Here is a 21,172-nt window from a genome sequence, read left to right as displayed (position 1 = left end):
CCATGCCAAGCACTTTGAGCCGAAGCGACTTGGTGGCACCTTTGCGTGCCTACGGTGCGGTTATTTTGGAGGGCTATGACGAGCCCCATGCCGAGGTCTTGGCCTTGGTGTGGGGCCCCCGGTTTGACCGGGAGCATGCCCACACCTTGCTAGAGCGCAAGCCGGGCTATGTGCCCCAAGTGGTGCAAACGGTGCAGCAAGCGGCCGACCACTTTGACCAACTGGCCGCCGCCCAGCAGCGGCGGGTGCGGGAGCTCATCATGCGCCACCACAGCTGGTGGGAGAATGCGCCATGCACCGCATCCTCTTGATTGACGACGACGCGCAACTGGGCCCACCACTGGCGTCATATTTCCAACGCTTTGACATGGCACTGGAGTGCGCGCTCAAGCCCAGCGAGGGCTTGGCCCGCCTGAAACTGGGTGGCCTAGACGCCGCCATTTTGGATGTCATGCTGCCCGAGATGGATGGCTTTGCGCTGTGCCGCGCCATTCGCAAAGAGAGCGACATTCCCATCATCATGCTCACCGCGCGTGGCGAGGTGATGGACCGTGTGGTAGGGCTGGAGCTGGGTGCTGACGACTATGTGCCCAAACCCTTTGAGCCGCGTGAACTGGTGGCCCGCTTGCAAACCGTGTTGCGCCGCCGTGTGGCCCCTGCTGCTGCTGCGCCCAGCAATACGCCATCTACCGCCTTGGTGTTTGATGGCCTGAGCCTAGACCCTGTGACCCGCAGCGTGCTGCGACAGGGCCAAGCCCTAGAGCTCACCAGTACCGAATTTGACCTGCTGCACCTGCTGGCCGCGCAACCGGGGCGTGTGTTTACCCGGGACGACATCTTGAACCAGCTGCGCGGCGTGGACGCTGAGTTCTACACCCGCGCCGTCGACATTGTGGTGAGCCGCTTGCGCAAAAAGCTAGAGCCGCTGGACTGCATCAAAACCCTGCGCAACGCGGGCTACACCCTGGCCTTGGCCAAAGCCGCACCATGAGCCGCACAGCACAGCCCCAAGCACCGTCGACCGAGGGCCGCTGGCACCGCCGCGCGCGCCACGCCTTGGCCCACTCGCTGCGTGTGCGCATGGTGGCCTTGTTCTTTGTGCTGGCCTTGGCCATGGCGGCCACCTTTGTGTTTGGCATGCAGGCAGCGCTCTCCATTGGCTGGCGCGATGCCGCCCGCCCGCTGGTCACTGACTATGTGGACAAGCTCGCCGCCGACCTTGGCAGCCCCCCGCGTGTAGAAGCCGCACAAGCACTGGTCGCGCGCTTGCCGCTGTCGGTGCGCATCAGCGGCCCCCAGGTGAACTGGCGCAGCCACCCCAAAGAGCCAGACTACGACGCCCACTGGCGCACAGACGAAGGCTGGAAACAAGACGAACCCCGTTTTTTTGAGCGCACCACTGCCGATGGCCACACCATCCGCTTTGGCCTGAACGTGCAGGCCTGGCACGACCGCCCGCGCTTTATCGGGTGGATCACCCTGGGCGTGCTGCTCGTGCTGATTGCCCTGGCCTACCTCAAGATTCGCAGAATGCTGCGCCCCTTGGACGACATCCGCGACGGTGCCCAGCGCTTTGGCCGGGGCGACTTTGCCCAAGCCATACCGGTGCGCCACTTCCACCGCCAAGACGAGCTGGGCCAATTGGCCACCACCATCAACACCATGGGCGCTGACATCCACCAAATGCTGGAGGCCAAGCGCGCGCTCTTGCTGGCCATCAGCCACGAGCTGCGCAGCCCACTCACCCGCGCGCGGCTCAACACCGAGCTGCTGCCCGAAACCCCCGAGCTGCAAGCCAGCCGCGAAGCCCTGCTGCGAGACCTGGGCGTGATGCGCGACTTGGTGACCGACCTGCTGGAGAGCGAGCGCCTGGCCAGCCCGCACGTGGCCTTGCAGCGCGAGCCCACCGCCTTGGCCAGTGTGGTGAGCGAAGTAGTGGCCGGGCTAGACGGCAACCCCTTGGTCCACACGCAGGTGGACGCCCACATCCCCCTGCTAGCGCTAGACCGCACCCGCATGCGCCTGCTGCTGCGCAACCTGCTGGAAAACGCCTTGCGACACACCCCGACGGACGCGCCCGTACCCGAGGTGCATGTGCACCTGCAGACAGACGGCAGCGTGCACATCACCGTGCGCGACCACGGCCCCGGCGTGCCCGAAGACCAGCTCCCCCAACTCGCCCAACCCTTCTACCGCCCCGACGCCGCCCGCACCCGCGAAGGCGGCGGCGTAGGCCTAGGCCTGTACCTGTGCAAACTGGTCGCCACCGCCCACGGCGGCACCTTCGCCGTGCGTAACGCTAGCCCCGGTTTGGAAGTTAGCGTGACGTTGCCTGCGGCATAGGGCAGGGCTTGTCAGAGCTGCGCGATGTGCTATGCAAAACGTAGCTGCTTGCGCAGTTTGGATGGGCGCGAGGGCCATATTTGCCTCTGAATAACTGCTCTGAATATCCGCGCACACATTGCCCCTAGAATGACTCCCCAAGGGAGATCAAGGCATGACGCCAGAGCAAAAAGCCAGAGTCAGTATTGATGCGCTGATAGATGTGCTCGTTTGGCATGTCTGTGACTTGGCGGACGTCGATATCAATTTGTCAGTTCCTGCCAGCGCAATCGTAATGACAGTCAACTTAGGCACCAGCGTTTGCGCTGAATTCAAAGCCTAAACAGCCACAAAAACAAAAGGGAGCTAGACCACCAATGAGCAATTTTCCAAAAGGATCGGAGTGGCGGCTGTGGGACCTTCACATCCATACGCCCGCTTCATACAACTATTCTGGTGGGCGCTTTGCCACTATGACGCCCGCAGAAAAAGCCATCGCAATCAGTCAAATAGTTGCGAACATGAACGAAAGTGACGTTGCCGCATTTGCGATCAACGACTACTGGACGTTTGATGGGTATCTCGCGCTGCGACAGGCTCATGAATCGGGCGAAACAATCCACAAGACGTTGTTTCCCGCTATTGAGTTGAGGATTGAGTCAGCTTCAAAGTTTCGATTGAACATTCATGTCATTCTTTCTGACAAACTTACTGTTCAACAGTTGATTGACTTTAAAGGCCAACTCAAGTTGAGGCTGACTGATCGCCCGCTTTCTGATGAGGCGCTAGTGGAGTATGCCAAGCGGTTGGATGCCGGAAAAGCGAAGGATCAGGGTGCGCCGGTAGACTATTTGACAAACCCTGCGGCGCTGGCATTGCTGGGTGCAAAAACTGCGGAGATCACAAAGGCTTCATTTGAGGCAGCCCTAAAAACGATCCCGACAGATCAAAGGCTTGTCATGGTGCCTTACGACTGTTATGGCGGGATGGCAAAAATTGACTGGAAAGCGCAACCGGCTGAAGATCTGTACTTCATGCAGATGGCCGATATTGTTGAGGATAGAGATCAAAAGAATATTGACCTCTTTGCTTGTCGAAAAACACCTGAAAACGCTGAGTTCTTAGATAGTTTTAAAGCGACGATTGGAGGGCGACCCAAGCCATGTGTATCCGGCAGTGATGGGCATTCGATAGCAGCGTTTAAGACATGGCGAACGGAAACCAATACCAAGAAAACGTGGATAAAGGCGGATCCGACTTTTGAAGGTCTGCGACAGATCCTTTTTGAACCGGTGGCCAGAGTGCGCGTGCAAGAGAAGAGCCCAGGCCAAGCCTACACAAAGCCATTTTTTAGTTCCGTCGTTATTACGCAAGAACTATCCCCTTTTCCTGGAAATCCAAACTACGAAAATCCGCGTTTTGGGATGCATGAAGGCTTGCCACTGAATAGTGATCTGGTGTGCATGATTGGAGGTCGTGGTACCGGAAAAAGCTGCCTAGTTGACTACGTCGGACAAGCGTTTGGTCCATCTCAAAAGAAGCCAACTTACGTACTCAACCAAGATTTCGCGGTGACGTTTAACAAGGACGTCCAGAGTATGAGTAACCATCATGCGAAGGAAGGGGCAGAGCTTCCTTTTGTATACATCTCTCAGAACGAAGTTAAGTCCAAAGTGACAACTGGAACTGTAGGCGAAGAGATTAAGCAAATGCTGGGGATCCAAGGCTTGTCGTTCGATAGTGATTTGGTTGCAAAAACAAGGGAGATGCAGGACTCGGTAAGTAAGCTGAAACTCTGGTTTGATCAAACTGATGAAAAAGGTTCTGTTATCTATGACCGCAGAGAAATTGAAGGGCAGATCGCTCGCTTTACCAGTCTTCTAGACTCAATAACAACCGATCAAAACAAGGAGAAGCTGGAGCGGTTTACTGCCAATATTTCACGAATTTCCAGCGCTGAAGAGCTAATAAGAAAACTCGGTCTACTTAAGGACGAGTTGGATACTTTTAAGGCCGCATTCGACTTGAAGCTGTCGGCAGTTGACCCCCAAATTCCGCTGTTGGACATTTCCAAGCAATCAGTGGCAATAGAGTCCGCGACCATCAGCGCTGCTTCCCAAGTCAAGAGCGGTCAAACGCAAAACGCCCAAATACGATCCGATTTTGCACAGGTCTACACGGGTGATTTGTCAGGCTTGCTGCAGAACGCTGAGGTATACCGGGCTTCAATAGAAAAGCTCCACAACAATTTCCGACTTATTGCCGAAAAGCAGAAGGAGCTTGAAATCGCGATAGCTAAGCGGTCAACCTTGCCCGACCTAATTGCTGCCGAACTTAAGCGCCAAAAGGACGCAATCGATGCAAAGTGGTTGTCAGTTCAGCAAGGACAACCGGATTGGACAACTGAGCAGCGTGATTTGATGAGAAGAATCTTGGCTGACCGCCAAATCACGTTGGCTGGCAGAGTGATTTTCGACACAACTGTATTTGTGGCGCATCTCAAAGATGTTTTGAATCTTCGCTCGTTCCGGGCGACGAATGAATTGACAGTAGATGGTCGAGTCAAGCAAGCATTTCCAATCGCCGATGCCGATGCTTTTTTCGAGTTTATGAGAGACGAGTTGCACACCATCGAAGCGGAAGATTTTGTATCTGGTGATCTTGCTGGATTGTTTTATGACGTAACCAAGAGATCAAAATTTCTTCGTGTAGAGCCTGTTATTTCGTACGGTGGCCGCCCACTGGATCGCTTATCTGTTGGTCAAAAAGGTACGGTTTATTTGTGCTTGAAATTAGCTACCCAGGCATTTACGCAGCCGTTGATTTTTGATCAGCCCGAAGATGACCTTGATAACGAGTTCATCATTGAGGAATTGGTTGATATCTTTCGTGGAATCAAACAATTTCGACAGGTAATTTTGGTGAGCCATAACGCCAATTTGGTGGTCAACGCGGATGCTGATCAAGTGATCGTTGCTGAGAATGATTCGGGAGTTCTTCGATATAGATCAGGAAGCCTGGAAGATGCGACCACGAATCAGGCAGTTCGACGGATTCTCGAGGGCGGGGATGCCGCATTCTTGAAGCGAGAGCTTCGTTACAACCTCAAGTGATTGATTTGTCAGTGTGAATGTAATGAGTGCCCCTTTCTCCCTCCGCATCTTCGTCGCCGACGGCGACCCCGACGGTCTGCGCATCGTCGACAAATCCAACTGGATCGGTAAGGCGCTGGTGTTCCCGCGTGCGCTGCTGCCGCAGGTCAAGGCCCGGCCCGAGCTGGCGCAGACCGGGGTGTACCTATTGCTGGGGCCACGCCCGGATGGTGAGGGCGACATGCTCTACGTGGGCGAGGGCGACCCCATCCGCCCCCGGCTGGAGAGCCACTATGCGCAAAAGGATTTCTGGACCCGCGCCATCGGCTTCACCACCACCACGGCCGGGCAACTCAACAAGGCGCATGTGCAGTTTCTGGAGTCGCGCCTCATCGCCCTGGCCCGCGCCGCCAAGCGCATGCCGCTGGACAACGCCAACCAGCCCGCCGAGCCGTCCCTGAGCGAGGCCGACCGGGCCGACATGGAAGTCTTTTTGGGCCACATGCTGGGCATGCTACCGGTGCTGGGTGTGCATGCGTTTGAGCAAGCGCCCAAGGTCCCCGCCGCCAAGGCCGGCCCGGTGCTCACCTGCAAGGGCAAGGGGGTGCAGGCCACGGGCTACGAGGCCAGCCAGGGCTTTGTAGTGCGGGCGGGGTCGCAGGCGGTGGTTGCAGTGACCAACGCGTTCAACCAAATGACCGGTGCTTGCGAGTTGCGGGCAGACCTGCTCAAGAACGGCGTGCTGGTGGAGGAGGGCGGTGTGTTGCGTTTCACACAGGACTATGTATTTTCAGCACCGTCTGCTGCATCAGACATTGTGTTGGGTGGCAGCACCAACGGGCGCACAAGTTGGAAAGACGCCAATGGCCGGACGCTGAAAGAGATTCAAATGGCGGAGGCCGGTCAGTGATTTGCTTTACTTTTGATAGCTACTCACGCAATATCCATGAGCGCTAGAGCCTGATTTGATATGAAAGCTCTCCCCATCCGCCTAACCCCCGGCCAAGATCTTCGCGCTGCGTTAGAAGCCGCAGTCCAGGCGCAAAACTGCCGCGCGGCCTTTGTGCTGTCAGGCATCGGCAGCTTGTCTACCGCTGGCATCCGGCTGGCGGGCGATAAAGATCCGACGCGGTTCACTGAGAGCATGGAGATCCTCACTCTCTCGGGCACCGTAGCCGCCAATGGCGACAAGACGGCTTCGCACATGCACATGGCCATTTCCACCGCCACGGGGCAGGTGCTGGGTGGGCATGTGGCGCCGGGTTGCATCGTGCTCACCACGGCCGAGGTGCTGCTGGCCCTGTTGCCCGACTGGCAGTTCACCCGCGAGCCGGATGCGGGCACGGGGTATGACGAGTTGGTGATACGGGCGCGGGACTGAATTGCTACTTCTTTGATAGTTGCTGGCGCTTATTCCATGAGCGAAAGTGGCCAATTGTGGTTTTGGCTTGCATTTGTGCGGCGATTTCATTACATTCAATATTCGCGATTCACGAATATTGAATGTAAATGCCGCTCAAGCCTCAAGACTTCTTGGTAGCCCTCAAGCTCGTGGCTTGGGGTGCGCAGCGCTGGACGTATGCGCGCTTGGCGCTGGAGCTGGGCATTAGCGTGTCTGAGGCGCATGCCTGCATCAAGCGGGGGTTGCAGGCGGGGTTGCTGTCGCAAAACTATGCGGCAATTCCGCTGTCCTTGGCGGGTGACATCAACTCGGCAATGAATGCGCAGGAGCCTATGGGTATTTACCGAGTCACTCGCAAGCGGGTGCGCCGTTCGGCTTCGCCTGATAACGAAGCGGTGGCCGACAACGCCGTAAGACCCCATTCGCATAACTTGGCCGAATTCGCCTTGCACGGCGCCAAATACGCGTTCCCCGGGGTTCGTTTGCCGCTGTCCGTGGGTGTTCCCACTAGCCACAGTGCTCCTGCCTTTGCCGGTGTGTTTGCCCCAGGTAGCACCGACTTTGTGTGGCCGCACCCAAACGGTTCGGTGCGTGGTGTGGGGGTGGAGCCACTGCACCCGTCGGTGCCCTTTGCAGCCATGCAGGACGCCAAACTCTACGAAATGCTGGCACTGTTTGATGCGTTGCGCGTGGGCAAGGCACGCGAGAGGGGCATGGCGCTGGAACGCCTGCAAGCACTCATTGACCCTAGCGCACCCAAGCCCGTGAAGGGATCTATGCATGGCTAATCCGAATTTGGCCCTATTGACCGCGATAGCGCAGGCTATGGGGCCGCTGTGTGAGCAGGTGGTTTTTGTGGGCGGCTGTGCAACGGGGCTGCTGGTGGACGATGTTAATTTGATGGATGTGCGCCCCACAGAAGATGTAGACGCCATCGTGGAAGTGGCGTCGTTGGCTGCGTATCACCGGCTGGCAGAGCAACTGATGCAGCGTGGCTTCAAGCAGACGATGGCAGACAACACGCCCCCGTTTCGCTGGTTCTGGAACCGTATGCAGCTGGACTTGGTTCCGCTGGACGAAAAGGTGTTGGGCTTTGCCAATCCTTGGTACCGGGTGGGCTTTGATGCCGCCATCTCGGTGGAGTTGGCAGACGGCTTGCTGCTGCGGCATTTGTCGGCGCCTCACTTCTTCGCAACCAAATTCGAAGCATTCAAAGACCGTGGACAGAACGACGTGTACTTGAGTCACGACCTTGAAGACATCATGACCGTGATGGAAGGGCGTAGCTCAGTGCCGCAGGAGATGGCCGCTGCCGAGGCAGCGGTGCGCAACCATGTAGGCCAATCGGTGGCTGCGCTGCTGAACATGCCTGCCTTCCACAATGCGCTGCCCGGTTTACTGAGCAACCCAGAGCGCGAGCCAACAGTCCGGGCTCGAATGATCCAAATCTCAAAACTACCAAGCTAACTCACCATGAAAACCTTTTACAACCACCTCCACGCCCAGCACCAGGGCAAAGTCGAAATGTTCCGCGGCGCGCTGGTGCCGTGCTTTGAGGTGCCGGCCCGCGCGGACCATGTGCTGGCGGAGCTGCAGCGCCGCCAGTTGGGCACGGTAGTAGAGCCGAAGGCGTTTGGCGAAGCGGCGCTTACCGCCATCCACAGCCCGCGCTACCTGAACTTTTTGGCGACCGCCTGGGACCAGTGGGTGGCGCTGGACGCGGCCAATGCGGACAAGGACATCTTGCCCTCCGTGTGGCCCACGCGCACCTTCCGCACCGACATCGAGCCCGACAACTTAGCCGCCAAGGTGGGGCTGTATTCGTTTGATGCAGGCTCGCCGTTCACCAGCGGCACCTGGGTGGCGGCGCGCAAGGGGGCGGAGTGCGCTTTGAGCGCGGCGCAGCAAGTGGTGGCGGGCGACCGCGCCGCGTTTGCCCTGAGTCGCCCGCCAGGCCACCATGCGGGGGCGGACTTTTTTGGCGGCTACTGCTTCTTGAACAATGCGGCGCTGGCGGCGCAGCATTTGCGCAATGCTGGTATGAAGAAAGTGGCGGTGCTGGATGTGGACTTCCACCACGGCAACGGCACCCAGGCCATCTTCTATGACCGGCCTGACGTGTTTTTTGCCAGCATCCACGGCGACCCGCGCACCGAGTACCCCTTCTTCTTGGGCCATGCGGACGAGACGGGCGCTGGGGCTGGCGTGGGTGCTAACTTGAACCTGCCGCTGCCACGCGGCACAGACTACACGGCGTGGGCACGGGCTTTGGAAACCTCGCTGACGGCCATCGCCCGGTTTGGCGCGGACGCGCTGGTGGTGTCACTGGGCATGGACACGTTTGAGGGCGACCCCATCTCAGGCTTCAAGCTCAAGAGTGACGACTACCTGCGCATCGGTGCCCGCCTCAAGCAAGCGGGCTTGCCGACGGTGTTTATTTTTGAGGGGGGCTACGCGGTGGAAGAGGTTGGCATCAACGCCGTGAACGTGCTGCAGGCCTTTGCCTGAGTACGTGCCGAGAGCGGCCTAGCCCGCTTGGCGGGCTTCTAGCAGCGCGTTGGCCACTTCGGCAAAACCGCTGCCCCGTTCGCTGAGCGTGACGTAGCGGGGCAGGTGGGTGAGCTGCGGCACAAAGCGCGCAATGTTGGCCACGCCCGCGCTGTGGGTGAAGTGCTGAAACATGGCTTGGTCGTTGCCCGAGTCGCCCACAAACACCCAGCGGTCTAGCTCTTGGGTCAAGTCACGCCCCAGCAGGGTTTGCACGATCCAGCATGCGCCGCCCCATTTGTTGAAGTCCCCAAAACAGCCGTGGATGTGGATGCTGCTCACTGTGGTGTGCATGCCTTCTGCTTGCAGCAAGGCCAGCACCTGATCGACTTGCGCTGGGCCCAGTTGCGCGAACTCGTGGTAGTCGAATGCGAGGTCCGTCTCACGCCCAGCGCTGTCTCGCGCGAGGCCCACACCGGGCACTTGGGCACAGACCTTGGCGGCAATGGCTTGCATGCGTGCTTGGTTGTGCGCGCGTGTGCTGGCGTCTTGTTGGTATCGTTTTGATAGCGGCCTGCGCATACCAGATGGGCGCTGCAGGCTATTTTGGCTCGAAAAATCAGCGCTATCAGGCACAAAAGCCACAGCACCGTTCTCGGCCACCATGGCGTCTACCGGCCAGGGCGGCGACACCTCGCCCCGCATAAACGGCTCGCACCAACCAATAGGCCGCCCGGTGATGGGGATCACAGTCAGCCCCGCCGCTTTGAGCTGGTGCAGGGCCCGCAAGGCATCGGCCGTGATGGCACCCTCACTGGTGAGGGTGTCGTCAATGTCGGTAAACACGCCGGTGATGCGGCGACGCTGTTCCAAGGGCCAGTGGCTCAGTGCCTTCATGTGCGCAGAACCCCCTGCCTGTACCGTGCCGGATCAACCCGCGCTTTGCAGCGCCAAGCCCGCGTGTTCACGCAGGGGGTGGAAGTGGATCTTGGGGAAACGCTCTTGCGCCAAGCGCACGTCATAGGGGCTGGTGCATAGGTAGGCCAATGTGTCGGCGGCGTCACGGGCCATGCGCATGGGGTAGGCGTTGATGAACTCCTGCAGCTCTTTGGGCGTGTCTGCAGTGATCCAGCGAGCGCCGGTGTACTGGCAGCCTTCTAGGCGGATGTCGGCGTCGTATTCACCTTTCAAACGGTGTTGCACCACTTCGAACTGCAATTGGCCCACAGCGCCCAAAAGCATATTGCCACCCATTTCGGGCTTGAAGACTTGGATGGCGCCTTCTTCACCCAACTGGGCCAAGCCTTGTTGCAACTGCTTGGTGCGCAAGGGGTTTCTCAGCACCACGGTCATGAACATTTCGGGCGCAAAGAAGGGCAGGCCGGTGTACTGCAGGTTGATGCTGCCGTCGGTGATGGTGTCACCCAGCTGCACGCCGCCGTGGGTGGTAAAGCCCACGATGTCACCGGCGTAGGCCTCTTCCACCGCTTCACGGCGCTGGCTCATGAAGGTGACAACCGAGGTGGGGCGCAGCTCTTTGGCGGTGCGCATGACCTTGAGCTTCATGCCCGGTGTGTATTTGCCAGAGGCCATGCGTACAAAGGCAATGCGGTCGCGGTGGTTGGCGTCCATATTGGCTTGCACCTTGAACACCACGCCGCTGAAGGCCGTGTCTTCGGGTTGCATTTCTTTGACCACGGGCTGGCGGTTGACCACGGTCGTGCTGGTGCGCTTTTGGGGCGCGGGTGCCAGGTCGACTAAGGCGTCCAGCACTTCCATCACCCCAAAGTTGTTCACCCCAGAGCCAAAGAACACGGGCGTTTGCTTGCCCGCCAAAAAGGCGGCATGGTCCCACGCGGGGGACGCGCCGGTGGCGAGCTCCATGCTTTCGATGGCGGTAGTCCACTCGTGGCCAAAGCGCTTGGCCAGCGAGTCGGCGTCGTTCAAAGGCACGGTGTCAAAGTCTTGTGGGCGGCGCTCGCTACCGCTCTCAAACACGGTCATGGCCTCGGTGCGCAGGTTGATGATCCCGCCGAACAGCTTGCCTTGGCCCACAGGCCAGGTCATGGGCACGCAGGGCATGCCCAGCTCGCGTTCGATTTCGTCCAAGATGTCCAGGGGCTCGCGCACTTCGCGGTCCATCTTGTTCACGAAGGTGATGATGGGTGTGTCGCGCTGGCGGCAGACCTCAATCAGGCGGCGGGTCTGGGCTTCCACACCGTTGGCCGCGTCAATCACCATCAGTGCCGAGTCCACGGCGGTGAGCACGCGGTAGGTGTCTTCCGAGAAGTCTTTGTGGCCGGGGGTGTCGAGCAGGTTGACCACGTGGTCGCGGTAAGACATCTGCATGACCGACGAGGCGACCGAGATGCCACGCTGCTTTTCGATTTCCATCCAGTCGGAGGTCGCGTGGCGGCTGGCCTTGCGCGCTTTGACCGAGCCGGCAATCTGGATCGCGCCCGAGAACAGCAAGAGCTTTTCAGTCAGGGTGGTTTTACCCGCATCCGGATGGGAAATGATGGCAAAGGTGCGGCGGCGGCGGGTTTCGGAGGCGTAGGTCACAGGTAATCCAGTTTAGAAATAAGCGCGCAATGTCGGCCGTCGTCAGTCAAACCGTGGGGAATGCTTGGAAATGTGAGCCCAGAACACCTGGCCCGTCCAAAAGCACAGCGCAAGCCCGCAATTTTACTGGCACTGCACTGGGCTCGGTTTCTCCTGCGTGCGGCTAGATGGCGGGCTCATGCGCTAGCGGCGCTTACGCCGCCTGCAGATCACGTATTTGCCCAGCCGTTGTTTAAGTTGCGGTTTAAGTTTGTGTTGCTTTGCATTGGCCGCTACGATGTGGGGGCTGTGTCACCAGAACCGTAGAGAACTTACAAGGGGCGCTGCGCATTGTTGGTCCGCGGGTTGTCGATGATTGGGAGATGTCGATGGATAAAGAAGACTCCGAAAGCTGGCTGCGCGACGATGCGCCTGATGCTGCACCTGTACGCGCAGCCGCACCTATGCCACCCTGGAAAGTGCTGGTGGTGGATGACGAGGCCGATGTCCACAATGCCACCCGGTTCGCGCTCTCTGGCATTGTTTACAAAGACCGTGAAATCCAGTTGATGTCTGCCTACTCCGGCAAGGAGGGCCTGCTGGTGATGCGTCGCGAGACCGACATTGCCTTGGTACTTCTCGACGTGGTGATGGAGACGGCAGACGCCGGACTGCGTTTGGCGCGACAAGTGCGCGAGGAACTCAACAACCAGATGGTGCGACTGGTGCTGCGCACCGGGCAGCCGGGGCAAGCGCCCGAGCGTGACGTGGTGCTGCAGTACGACATCAATGACTACAAGAACAAGACCGAGCTCACTGGGCAAAAATTGTTTACAACGGTGATCGCCTCGCTGCGTGCCTACGAGGGCTTGCTCACCATTGAGCGCAGCCGCCAGGGCTTGGAGCGCATACTGGCGGCATCTACCGATCTGTACCACGTGCGATCTTTGCGGGAGTTTTCATCTGGGGTGCTGAACCAGATTACGGCCCTGCTGGACGTGGGGGCCAATGGGGTGTTGTGCCTGTTTTTGTCGCAGGCGGAAAGTGGTGATGCCCCCGTCATCATGGCGGCGACGGGTGACTATGCCGCCATGGGCAAAGAGGCGCATATTCCTGAGTCAGATGCCCTGCTGCAGGTTGCCAAAACGGCCTTTGCAGAACGCCGCAGCCACTTAGAACATCCCCACTATGTGCTGCATGTCGGCACGCCAGACCACCGGGAGTTTGTGATTTTGGTGTCGCCGCCTTGGCCGCTGGCAGACTACCAGCGGCGCTTGCTGGAAAACTTTTGCACCAAGATTGGTTGGGCATTCGACAACCTGCATGCGTTCAACGGCTTGCGCCACGCGCAAGACGCCTTTTTAGAAGCCGTGCGGCGCACTTTGCTGTGCATTGAGCAGGGCAACCGCCAAGACCTGCCCGCCGCATTGCGCCAAGTCAGTGCGCATTTGGCGTCCTACGGTGAAGTGACCTTGGACCAAGACGCCCTAGAGCGCAAGCTTTTGGCGGCTACCAACACCTAAATCCAAGGGCGTCGCAAACGCTCGGATTTCACCCCGGGAAAACACCTATCGCGTACAAAAACGTTTTTGGCACAATCAAAAACGTTTTTGGAGTTCCGGTATGTGTGTTTTTCTAAGTACACCGCCACGGGCTTCGGCAAGTTTCAACGGGTAGAAAGTTGGGGGAATGTTCATGAGTCAGTCCGATGTCCGCTTGCGCGGTATCAAAAAACAGTACGGCAAGTTGGACGTGATCCACGGTATCGATTTGGATATTGAGCCCGGCGAATTTGTGGTGTTTGTTGGGCCCTCTGGCTGTGGCAAGACCACTTTGCTGCGCATGATTGCGGGCTTAGAAGAGATTTCTAGCGGCGACTTGTCGATTTCCGGCGAGCGGGTGAACGACTTGCCGTCCAGCCAGCGTGGTGTGGCCATGGTGTTCCAAAGCTACGCGCTGTACCCCCACAAGACGGTGTACGACAACATGGCGTTTGGGCTCAAGATTGCCAAGGTGCCCAAGCCAGAGATTGACCGCCGCGTCAAAGAGGCGTCTGCAGTCTTGCAAATCACGGAATATCTAGACCGCTTGCCCAAGGCGCTCTCCGGCGGCCAGCGTCAGCGTGTGGCCATTGGCCGGGCCATTGTGCGCGACCCCAAGGTGTTTTTGTTTGATGAGCCCCTGTCTAACCTAGACGCCGCCTTGCGCACCAAGATGCGGGTGGAACTCAAAACGCTGCACCGCCGCTTGGGTGCAACCATGATTTATGTGACCCATGACCAAATTGAAGCCATGACCTTGGCCGACAAGATTGTGGTGCTCAACAAGGGGCGTGTGGAGCAAGTGGGGCGTCCGCTGGATCTGTACACCAGCCCTGCGAGCCTGTTTGTTGCGGGCTTTATTGGCTCGCCACAAATGAACTTCATCACCGGCGAGTTTGCATCGCGCAGTGCAGCCAGCACCGTGGGCTTGCGTCCAGAGCATCTCAAGGTCGACGCCAATGGCCCTATTGTGGGCACGCTGAAGCATTCAGAGCAACTGGGCAATGAGACTTTTGCCTATGTGGATGCGGGTGTTTTGGGTGAGATCACTGCCCGCATGGATGGCACCTTGATGCTCGCTCCCGGTAGCGCTATTGCACTGGGGTTCGATCCAGAACATTTGTACCGTTTTGACAGTGCGGGCAAGCGCATTTCGTAGCGCGAACGCACCCCCCGATATATCAATTTGCTTTGCGGATGGGCCGTAGAGTTATTAGAGGAGAAGAGTGGCATGTTTAAGACAACCGTAATCGCTGGTGCTAGCGCACTGGCACTGGCTTCCATGGTCAGCCCTGCATTGGCTGCTGACTACAAGGGGCCCAATCTGAAGGGTGAAGTCATCACCATGACCTGTCCTTGGACAGGGGCCGAAGAGGGGATGCTCAAAAAAGTCATCGCCAACTTCGAAAAAGCAACCGGCGCTGTGGTGAAGCATTCCTGCTCACAAAGCTCGGAACAGCAAATCGTGATCGATATCAAGGCGGGCTCACCGTCCAATATCTCGGTCTTCCCGCAACCTGGATTGGCAGCCAATATGGCCGCAATCGGAGGTTTGGTGCCTTTGGGTGAAAAAACCAAAGACTGGGTCAAGAAGAACTACGCAGCGGGCAGCTCATGGGCTGACCTGGGTACGTACAAAAACAAAGCAGGCAAAGAAGAGTTTTACGGTTTCTTCTACAACGTGAACGTGAAGAGCTTGGTGTGGTACATCCCCGAGAACTTCAAGGAAAAGGGCTACAAAGTACCTAAGTCCATGGAAGAGTTGCAAGACCTGACCAAGAAAATTGCCGCCGACGGTGGCAAGCCTTGGTGTATTGGTTTGGGCAGCGACGCTGCAACAGGCTGGCCTGCGACTGACTGGGTGGAAGACTTCATGCTGCGCACACAGTCGCCCGAGGTGTATGACGGTTGGGTGAACAACACTGTGAAGTTCAATGACAAGCGCGTGGTGGACGCGATTGAAGCCTACGGCTGGTTTGCCAAGAATGATGCCTACGTGGACGGTGGCGCCAAGGCTGTGGCTACTGTGAGCTTTAAAGACAGCCCTAAAGGCATGTTTGGCTCACCACCCAAGTGCTATATGCACCGTCAAGCCAGTTTCATCCCTGCGTTCTTCCCAGAAGGCAAGGCGGACGAAGCGGACTTCTTCTACTTCCCATCGTACGCAAGCAAGAAACTCGGCAACCCAGTTTTGGGTGGCGGCACCATTCTGACGCTGACCAAAGACAGCAAGGGTGCTCGCGCTTTCATGGAGTACTTGCAACACCCCCAAGCGCATGAAATCTGGATGGCTGAAGGTGGTTTCTTGACACCGCACAAAGGTGTTGATTTGGCCAAGTACAAGTCCAAAGCACTGAAGAAGCAAGGCGAGATTTTGCTGAGCGCAACCACCTTCCGCTTTGACGGCTCTGACCTGATGCCCGGCGCTATTGGTGCTGGCTCCTTCTGGAAAGGCATGGTGGATTACTCCGGCGGCAAGTCAGCCCAACAAGTGGCCGACGACATCCAAAAGAGCTGGGACGCCATCAAGTAACGGATGAAAGTGTGATCTAAGAGCGAGCTGACTGCCATGACCAACCCGATTTTCCAAACGATTGCCGCCGTGGTGGTCAGCATCGCGTTTTGCCTGCTGTATTTCGCAGGCTCCAATTTTGTGCTCGACAAACTCGTGCACCTGCCCTTGGGCTCCAAAGTACGTCGCGAGCAAGTGCGCTCCAGCGTACGCCCCTGGCTGTTTTTGGCTCCAGCGCTATTGCTGCTGACCGTGTATCTGCTGTACCCCTTGGTAGAGACCTTTCGCCTGACGCTGTATGACGCGACTGGCGAAGTGTTTGTGGGCCTGTCCAATTACAAGTGGGTATTTGTAGACCAAGGTTTCTTGATCACGATTCGCAACAACTTCATGTGGTTGGTGGTGGTGCCCACACTCGCCACCGTTTTTGGATTGATCGTGGCGGTGCTTGCAGACCGCGTGTGGTGGGGCAACTTTGCCAAGTCCATGGTGTTCATGCCCATGGCCATTAGCTTTGTAGGTGCCAGTGTGATCTGGAAGTTTGTGTATGACTACCGCGGTGCGGGGTCAGAGCAAATTGGTATTTTGAACGCCATTGCCGTGGGCATGGGGTTTGAGCCCCAAGCATGGGTGACGGTGCCGTTTTGGAACAATTTCTTTTTGATGGCCATTTTGATTTGGATTCAAACGGGCTTTGCGATGGTGATTTTGTCGGCAGCGCTGCGCGGCGTACCGACCGAGACCATTGAAGCCGCACGCATTGATGGCGCGGGCGAGCTACAGATCTTTTTTGAAATCATGGTGCCCCAGGTGATGTCCACTATCTTGGTGGTGTGGACCACGATCACCATTACCGTACTCAAGGTGTTTGACATTGTCATGGCCATGACTGGCGGGCAATGGGACACCAGTGTGCTGGCCAACCTGATGTACGACTGGATGTTTAGAGGTGGTGGCGACTATGGCCGCAGTTCTACCTTGGCCATGGTTCTGATGTTTGCCGTGATTCCTGTGATGGCGTTCAATATTCGCCGCTTCCGCACCGAAGAGGCTCAGCGATGAAAAAGTATTTCTCTCTTCCGTCTATCTTGGCGCAGCTGCTGCTGCTCGTGATCGTGGCGGTGTGGGTATTGCCCACGTTTGGTTTGCTCGTGTCTAGCTTTCGGGACAAAGAGCAACTGGTGTCCAGTGGCTGGTGGACCGCCTTGTCCACCCAAACCCGTGCCGACATGCGTCGAACCGGTGGGGCACAAAGCGTGTTCAAGGAAGGCGATGCCTATGTGATGAAGGGCCGCTTGTTTGGGGAGCAAGCCAAGATTCAAATCAAGAAGTTTTCTTTGAAGTCATCAACGCCTAGCGAGTTCGACGCAGGGGCTGCTGTAGAAGTGGCAGATGGGCAGATTTTTGACGAAGAAGATGGAAAGCCCGACGGCGTGTTGACAGTGGCAAGCAACGGCGAATACCGATTGGTGCTGAGTGGCCCGTATGAAAAAGACAAGGGCATTCGCATCTTCTACATTGCAGAGTCACCCCCGGTTTTCATCACGCAAAACTATGAAAAAGTAATTGCCTCTGAAGGTGTAGGGCAAGCGTTTTTAAACACGTTCAAGGTCACGATTCCGGCTACGTTTATTCCTATTTTGATTGCGGCGTTTGCAGCCTATGCATTCAGCTGGATGGAGTTTCCAGGCCGCAAGTGGCTGTTCATTGTGGTGGTCGGCTTGTTGGTGGTACCGCTGCAGATGTCACTAATCCCCCTGCTGCGCTTGTACAACCAAGTAGGCGCGGGCTTCGGGATTGAGTCCAAGTCCTACCTAGGGGTATGGTTGGCCCACTCGGCGTTTGGATTGCCTTTGGCGATCTATCTGCTGCGCAACTACATTGCCGCACTCCCGCGCGACATTATTGAAAGTGCGCGCATGGACGGTGCCACCCATTTCCAAGTGTTCACCAGCATTGTGTTGCCCTTGTCGATACCGGCTTTGGCAAGCTTCGCCATCTTTCAATTCTTGTGGGTATGGAATGACTTTTTGATCGCATTGGTTTTCTTGGGCAAAGCCCCTGACCAGATTGTGCTCACCATCAAGCTCAATGACTTGTTGGGCTCAAGGGGGGAGAGTTGGGAAATCTTGACGGCCAGTGCGTTCGTGTCGATCGCAGTGCCGGTGATGGTGTTCTTTTCTTTACAGCGTTTCTTTGTTCGTGGGCTGCTTTCCGGCTCGGTCAAGGGTGGATGATTTTTGCAATAGGGTGAGATCGAATGACAAAAGCAGCAAACAATAATTGGTGGCGCGGAGGGGTGATTTACCAAATCTACCCACGCAGTTTTGCAGACAGCAATGGCGACGGCATTGGTGACTTGGCGGGTGTGACGGCCCGTTTAGATTACGTGGCCCAACTGGGCGCTGACGGTATCTGGCTGTCGCCCTTTTTCAAAAGCCCGATGAAGGACTTTGGGTATGACGTCAGCGACTATTGTGATGTTGACCCGATGTTTGGGACTTTGGCCGACTTTCGGGCCTTGGTTGAGCGCGCCCATGCCTTAGGGCTCAAAGTCATGATTGACCAGGTGCTTTCGCACAGCGCCGACCAACACCCGTGGTTTGTAGAAAGCCGGTCCAGCAAAGACAACCCCAAGGCCGATTGGTATGTATGGGCGGACGCGAAGAGCGATGGAACCCCTCCTAACAACTGGCTGTCCATATTCGGGGGCAGCGCATGGCAATGGGATACACGGCGCTGCCAGTACTACATGCATAACTTTTTGACCAGCCAGCCTGATCTGAATTTCCACAACCCCGAGGTTCAGGATGCACTGTTGGGGACGGTGAAGTTTTGGTTGGATTTAGGGGTAGATGGCTACCGCCTTGACACCGCCAACTTCTACTTCCACGATGCGAAGTTGCGCGATAACCCCCCCCGTGGCCGGCCTACGGGTGAAGACCCCGCAGTCAATGCCGTCAATCCTTACGGTTGGCAATGGCACAAGCACGATAAAAGCCAGCCCGAAAACTTGGTTTTTCTGCAGCGCCTGCGCACGCTTTTGGACGAATACCCGAACACCACGATGGTCGGTGAGATTGGGGATGACGACGGCTTGGCACGCGTCGCGGAATACACCCAAGGGGGTGACAAGCTGCACATGGCGTATTGTTTCGACTTGTTGGGCTCTGCCCACAGCGCGCCGTACATCCATTCAGTGTTAGAACGGTTTGAGCAACTGGCCGGCGGAGGATGGCCATGCTGGGCATTGTCTAACCACGATGTCACCCGATTTGCAACACGCTGGGGCGGAGACACACCCAACCCTCAACTGCTGCGACTGGCTGCGGCGATGCAAATGAGTCTGCGTGGCTCGCCCTGCATCTACCAAGGGGACGAACTGGGATTGCCCGAGGCTGTGATCGCATTTGAAGATCTGCAAGACCCCTACGGCATCACGATGTGGCCCGAATTCAAAGGTCGTGACGGATGCCGCACGCCCATGCCATGGCAGGCTTCTGCCGATGACCTTGGTTTCTCTGCGGTGGATGTGGTGACCAGCAAGCCTTGGTTACCAGTGGCCCACGCGCATCAATCGTTGGCCGCTGACGTGCAAGCGCAGCAACCCGACTCCTTGTTGAACTTCTACCGGCAACTCTTGGCTTGGCGCAAGCAACAGTCACCGCTGATCAATGGCCGCCTCCAACTCTTGCCCTCACACCCGCAGGTGCTGGCATTTGTTCGCAGCGAGGGTGCGCAGCAGATCCTGTGCGTGTTCAACTTTAGCGATGCGGAAGCTACGTTTGCCTTGCCCGCAGCATGGGGTGAAGCCGCACTTCTACCCAGCAGTGGCTTGGATGGTGCGGGATTGCAAGGGCGCACTTTGGTTTGCAAGCCATGGGGTGGTGCCTTTGTCGCAGCGGTTTAATTGGGCCACTCTGGTTTTGCAAAACGCCAGCGCTTAGGCTAGTCGATGGTCCTACTACACTTGCCTACGAATGAGAGGACCCGTGTGTGAATATTCGAGAGTTGGCCAAAGCGCTTGGTTTATCGACCTCTACGGTCAGTCGTGCCTTGAACGGCTACCAAGACGTCAACGCCCAAACCCGCCAGCGTGTGCAAGACATGGCCAATGCGCTTGGGTACCGTCCTGATGCCGGAGCCCGGCGTTTGGTGCGAGGGCGGGCGGATGCCATTGGTATCGTCTATTCCGCAGCGGTAGACAACCTTGGCAATCCCCAGTTCTTGGAAATGGCCAGTGGCTTGTCTGACCGCTTGGAGCAAGACCATTTGGATCTATTGCTGGCCGTCGCTCAGCATGAAGGCGAGTGGAGCATGGTCGAGCGTTTGTTTAGAGGCGGACGAGTAGACGCCGTGATTGTCCCCAACACGTTTGTACAAGATGAGCGCGTCGAGCAACTGCTAGAAAAGGGCTACCCTTTTGTCGCCTATGGCCGAACGTCTACACATGCGGATTATTCATGGTTTGACTTTGATAACGAGCGCGGCAGTCACCTCGCAGTCAACCATCTGTTGGGCTTGGGACATCGACGCTTTGCATATGTACACGCCCCTTTGGAGCTGAATTTTGCTAGCCAGCGGCATGTGGGTTTTCTGGCGGCCTTACGTGCGGCTGGCTTGGATTGCCCCTTGTCATATCAAGTGTCAGGTGTTAACGATCGCCGAGGCGGCCTGGGCGCTGTCGCACGGCTATTGGCCTTAGAGGCGCCCCCCACCGCTATCGTTGTGGATAACAACTTGGGTGGCGTAGGCGTGATACGCGGTTTGATGGATGCTGGCATCCGCGTGGGGGCAGATGTGTCAGTGGTGGTGCACGGTGACATTCCAAGCGACACCCTGCTCCCAGGTATGCACGTCACCACGGTATCCCAAGCCACGCCCTACCAGTCTGGGCAAACGATGGGGGATATGCTGGTGAGGGTTCTCAAGCACCCGGAAGCTGGACCCTACCAAGTCTTGCGCCAGCCCGCCCTCATCATCGGAACAAGTTCCTCTCTTTGTCGTAATTAGGTGCTAGAACGTACGGGAAAGCCCCACTTCTATTTTGCTTAGATCGGCAAGCGGGCTGGTGCAGAAATTCAGATGCAGATAGAATTGCGACTTTCCGAGGAGCGTTGCAGCCCGCATTGGTTTTTCTAGGCACTGAAAAACACAGCTGGTGAGGCTCGGAAATCGCTAAGCAGCCATTGCTTGGCGCTTCCCCAACGGCGCTCACCCACGGTCTTTGTGGTGTGAGTCTTTGCACCCCTATCCGTGGCACTTAACTTATGCA

General features: G+C 57.4%; 19 protein-coding genes and 1 riboswitch. Of the genes, 17 read left to right on the top strand and 2 right to left on the bottom strand.

Annotated elements, in window-relative coordinates:
- Positions 1-2: 2 nt before the first annotated feature.
- The 10 genes from EXZ61_RS18470 (at position 3) to EXZ61_RS18430 (ending at position 9,324) form a co-directional block, all read left to right on the top strand.
- Entirely contained in the window at positions 3-311 is a 309-nt protein-coding gene (locus EXZ61_RS18470; protein ID WP_142813207.1) for a hypothetical protein, read from the top strand.
- Entirely contained in the window at positions 293-991 is a 699-nt protein-coding gene (locus EXZ61_RS18465; protein WP_142813204.1) for a response regulator transcription factor, read from the top strand. Before EXZ61_RS18470 ends, EXZ61_RS18465 begins: the two co-directional genes overlap by 19 nt.
- Positions 988-2,343: a HAMP domain-containing sensor histidine kinase gene (locus tag EXZ61_RS18460; RefSeq protein WP_142813202.1), complete on the top strand. Its 1,356-nt coding sequence runs from the start codon at positions 988-990 to the stop codon at positions 2,341-2,343. Before EXZ61_RS18465 ends, EXZ61_RS18460 begins: the two co-directional genes overlap by 4 nt.
- A 154-nt stretch (positions 2,344-2,497) precedes the next feature.
- The gene (locus EXZ61_RS21945; RefSeq protein WP_168224817.1) at positions 2,498-2,665 is read left to right on the top strand and encodes a hypothetical protein; all 168 of its coding nucleotides are present in this window, start codon (positions 2,498-2,500) and stop codon (positions 2,663-2,665) included.
- 34 nt (positions 2,666-2,699) lie between these two features.
- Positions 2,700-5,435 carry a TrlF family AAA-like ATPase gene (locus EXZ61_RS18455; RefSeq protein WP_142813201.1) on the top strand — a complete coding sequence of 912 codons (2,736 nt, stop codon included), beginning with the start codon at positions 2,700-2,702 and terminating at the stop codon, positions 5,433-5,435.
- 22 nt (positions 5,436-5,457) lie between these two features.
- Positions 5,458-6,324, top strand: a complete 867-nt coding sequence (locus EXZ61_RS18450; protein ID WP_142813199.1) for a GIY-YIG nuclease family protein — start codon at positions 5,458-5,460, stop codon at positions 6,322-6,324.
- 60 nt (positions 6,325-6,384) lie between these two features.
- Complete coding sequence (locus tag EXZ61_RS18445; protein WP_142813197.1) at positions 6,385-6,795, top strand: PPC domain-containing DNA-binding protein; 411 nt, start codon at positions 6,385-6,387, stop codon at positions 6,793-6,795.
- A gap of 128 nt (positions 6,796-6,923) precedes the next feature.
- Positions 6,924-7,604, top strand: coding sequence for a hypothetical protein (locus tag EXZ61_RS18440; protein WP_142813196.1), 681 nt, complete (start codon positions 6,924-6,926; stop codon positions 7,602-7,604).
- Positions 7,597-8,283: a hypothetical protein gene (locus tag EXZ61_RS18435; RefSeq protein WP_142813195.1), complete on the top strand. Its 687-nt coding sequence runs from the start codon at positions 7,597-7,599 to the stop codon at positions 8,281-8,283. Before EXZ61_RS18440 ends, EXZ61_RS18435 begins: the two co-directional genes overlap by 8 nt.
- Positions 8,284-8,289: 6 nt before the next feature.
- Positions 8,290-9,324: a histone deacetylase family protein gene (locus EXZ61_RS18430; RefSeq protein WP_142813193.1), complete on the top strand. Its 1,035-nt coding sequence runs from the start codon at positions 8,290-8,292 to the stop codon at positions 9,322-9,324.
- 18 nt (positions 9,325-9,342) lie between these two features.
- Here EXZ61_RS18430 and EXZ61_RS18425 read toward each other — a convergent pair whose 3' ends face one another.
- Positions 9,343-10,200: an HAD family hydrolase gene (locus EXZ61_RS18425; RefSeq protein ID WP_142813190.1), complete on the bottom strand. Its 858-nt coding sequence runs from the start codon at positions 10,198-10,200 to the stop codon at positions 9,343-9,345.
- A 33-nt stretch (positions 10,201-10,233) separates the two neighbouring features.
- On the bottom strand, positions 10,234-11,865 hold the full coding sequence (locus tag EXZ61_RS18420; RefSeq protein ID WP_142813188.1) for a peptide chain release factor 3: 1,632 nt from the start codon (positions 11,863-11,865) through the stop codon (positions 10,234-10,236).
- 368 nt (positions 11,866-12,233) lie between these two features.
- On the opposite strand from EXZ61_RS18420, the gene EXZ61_RS18415 reads away from it, so the two are divergent.
- The 7 genes from EXZ61_RS18415 (at position 12,234) to EXZ61_RS18385 (ending at position 20,910) form a co-directional block, all read left to right on the top strand.
- Positions 12,234-13,367, top strand: coding sequence for a DUF3369 domain-containing protein (locus EXZ61_RS18415; RefSeq protein ID WP_168224816.1), 1,134 nt, complete (start codon positions 12,234-12,236; stop codon positions 13,365-13,367).
- Between the two features lie 172 nt (positions 13,368-13,539).
- Positions 13,540-14,544, top strand: coding sequence for an ABC transporter ATP-binding protein (locus EXZ61_RS18410; protein ID WP_142813184.1), 1,005 nt, complete (start codon positions 13,540-13,542; stop codon positions 14,542-14,544).
- A gap of 72 nt (positions 14,545-14,616) precedes the next feature.
- The gene (locus EXZ61_RS18405) at positions 14,617-15,918 is read left to right on the top strand and encodes an ABC transporter substrate-binding protein (RefSeq protein WP_142813182.1); all 1,302 of its coding nucleotides are present in this window, start codon (positions 14,617-14,619) and stop codon (positions 15,916-15,918) included.
- Positions 15,919-15,954: 36 nt separating this feature from the next.
- Complete coding sequence (locus EXZ61_RS18400; RefSeq protein ID WP_142813179.1) at positions 15,955-16,959, top strand: carbohydrate ABC transporter permease; 1,005 nt, start codon at positions 15,955-15,957, stop codon at positions 16,957-16,959.
- Positions 16,956-18,134, top strand: a complete 1,179-nt coding sequence (locus EXZ61_RS18395) for a carbohydrate ABC transporter permease (protein WP_142813176.1) — start codon at positions 16,956-16,958, stop codon at positions 18,132-18,134. Before EXZ61_RS18400 ends, EXZ61_RS18395 begins: the two co-directional genes overlap by 4 nt.
- A gap of 23 nt (positions 18,135-18,157) precedes the next feature.
- Complete coding sequence (locus EXZ61_RS18390) at positions 18,158-19,807, top strand: alpha-glucosidase family protein (protein WP_142813173.1); 1,650 nt, start codon at positions 18,158-18,160, stop codon at positions 19,805-19,807.
- Between the two features lie 86 nt (positions 19,808-19,893).
- Complete coding sequence (locus EXZ61_RS18385) at positions 19,894-20,910, top strand: LacI family DNA-binding transcriptional regulator (protein WP_142813171.1); 1,017 nt, start codon at positions 19,894-19,896, stop codon at positions 20,908-20,910.
- Between the two features lie 90 nt (positions 20,911-21,000).
- A riboswitch (S-adenosyl-L-homocysteine riboswitch) is annotated at positions 21,001-21,120 on the top strand.
- Positions 21,121-21,172 lie beyond the last annotated feature (52 nt).

This window comes from Rhodoferax aquaticus, from assembly GCF_006974105.1.
Classification (GTDB): domain Bacteria; phylum Pseudomonadota; class Gammaproteobacteria; order Burkholderiales; family Burkholderiaceae_C; genus Allorhodoferax; species Allorhodoferax aquaticus_A.
The sequence above is the reverse complement of the archived record's forward strand: the minus strand, read 5'-3'. Positions and strand labels throughout refer to the sequence as shown.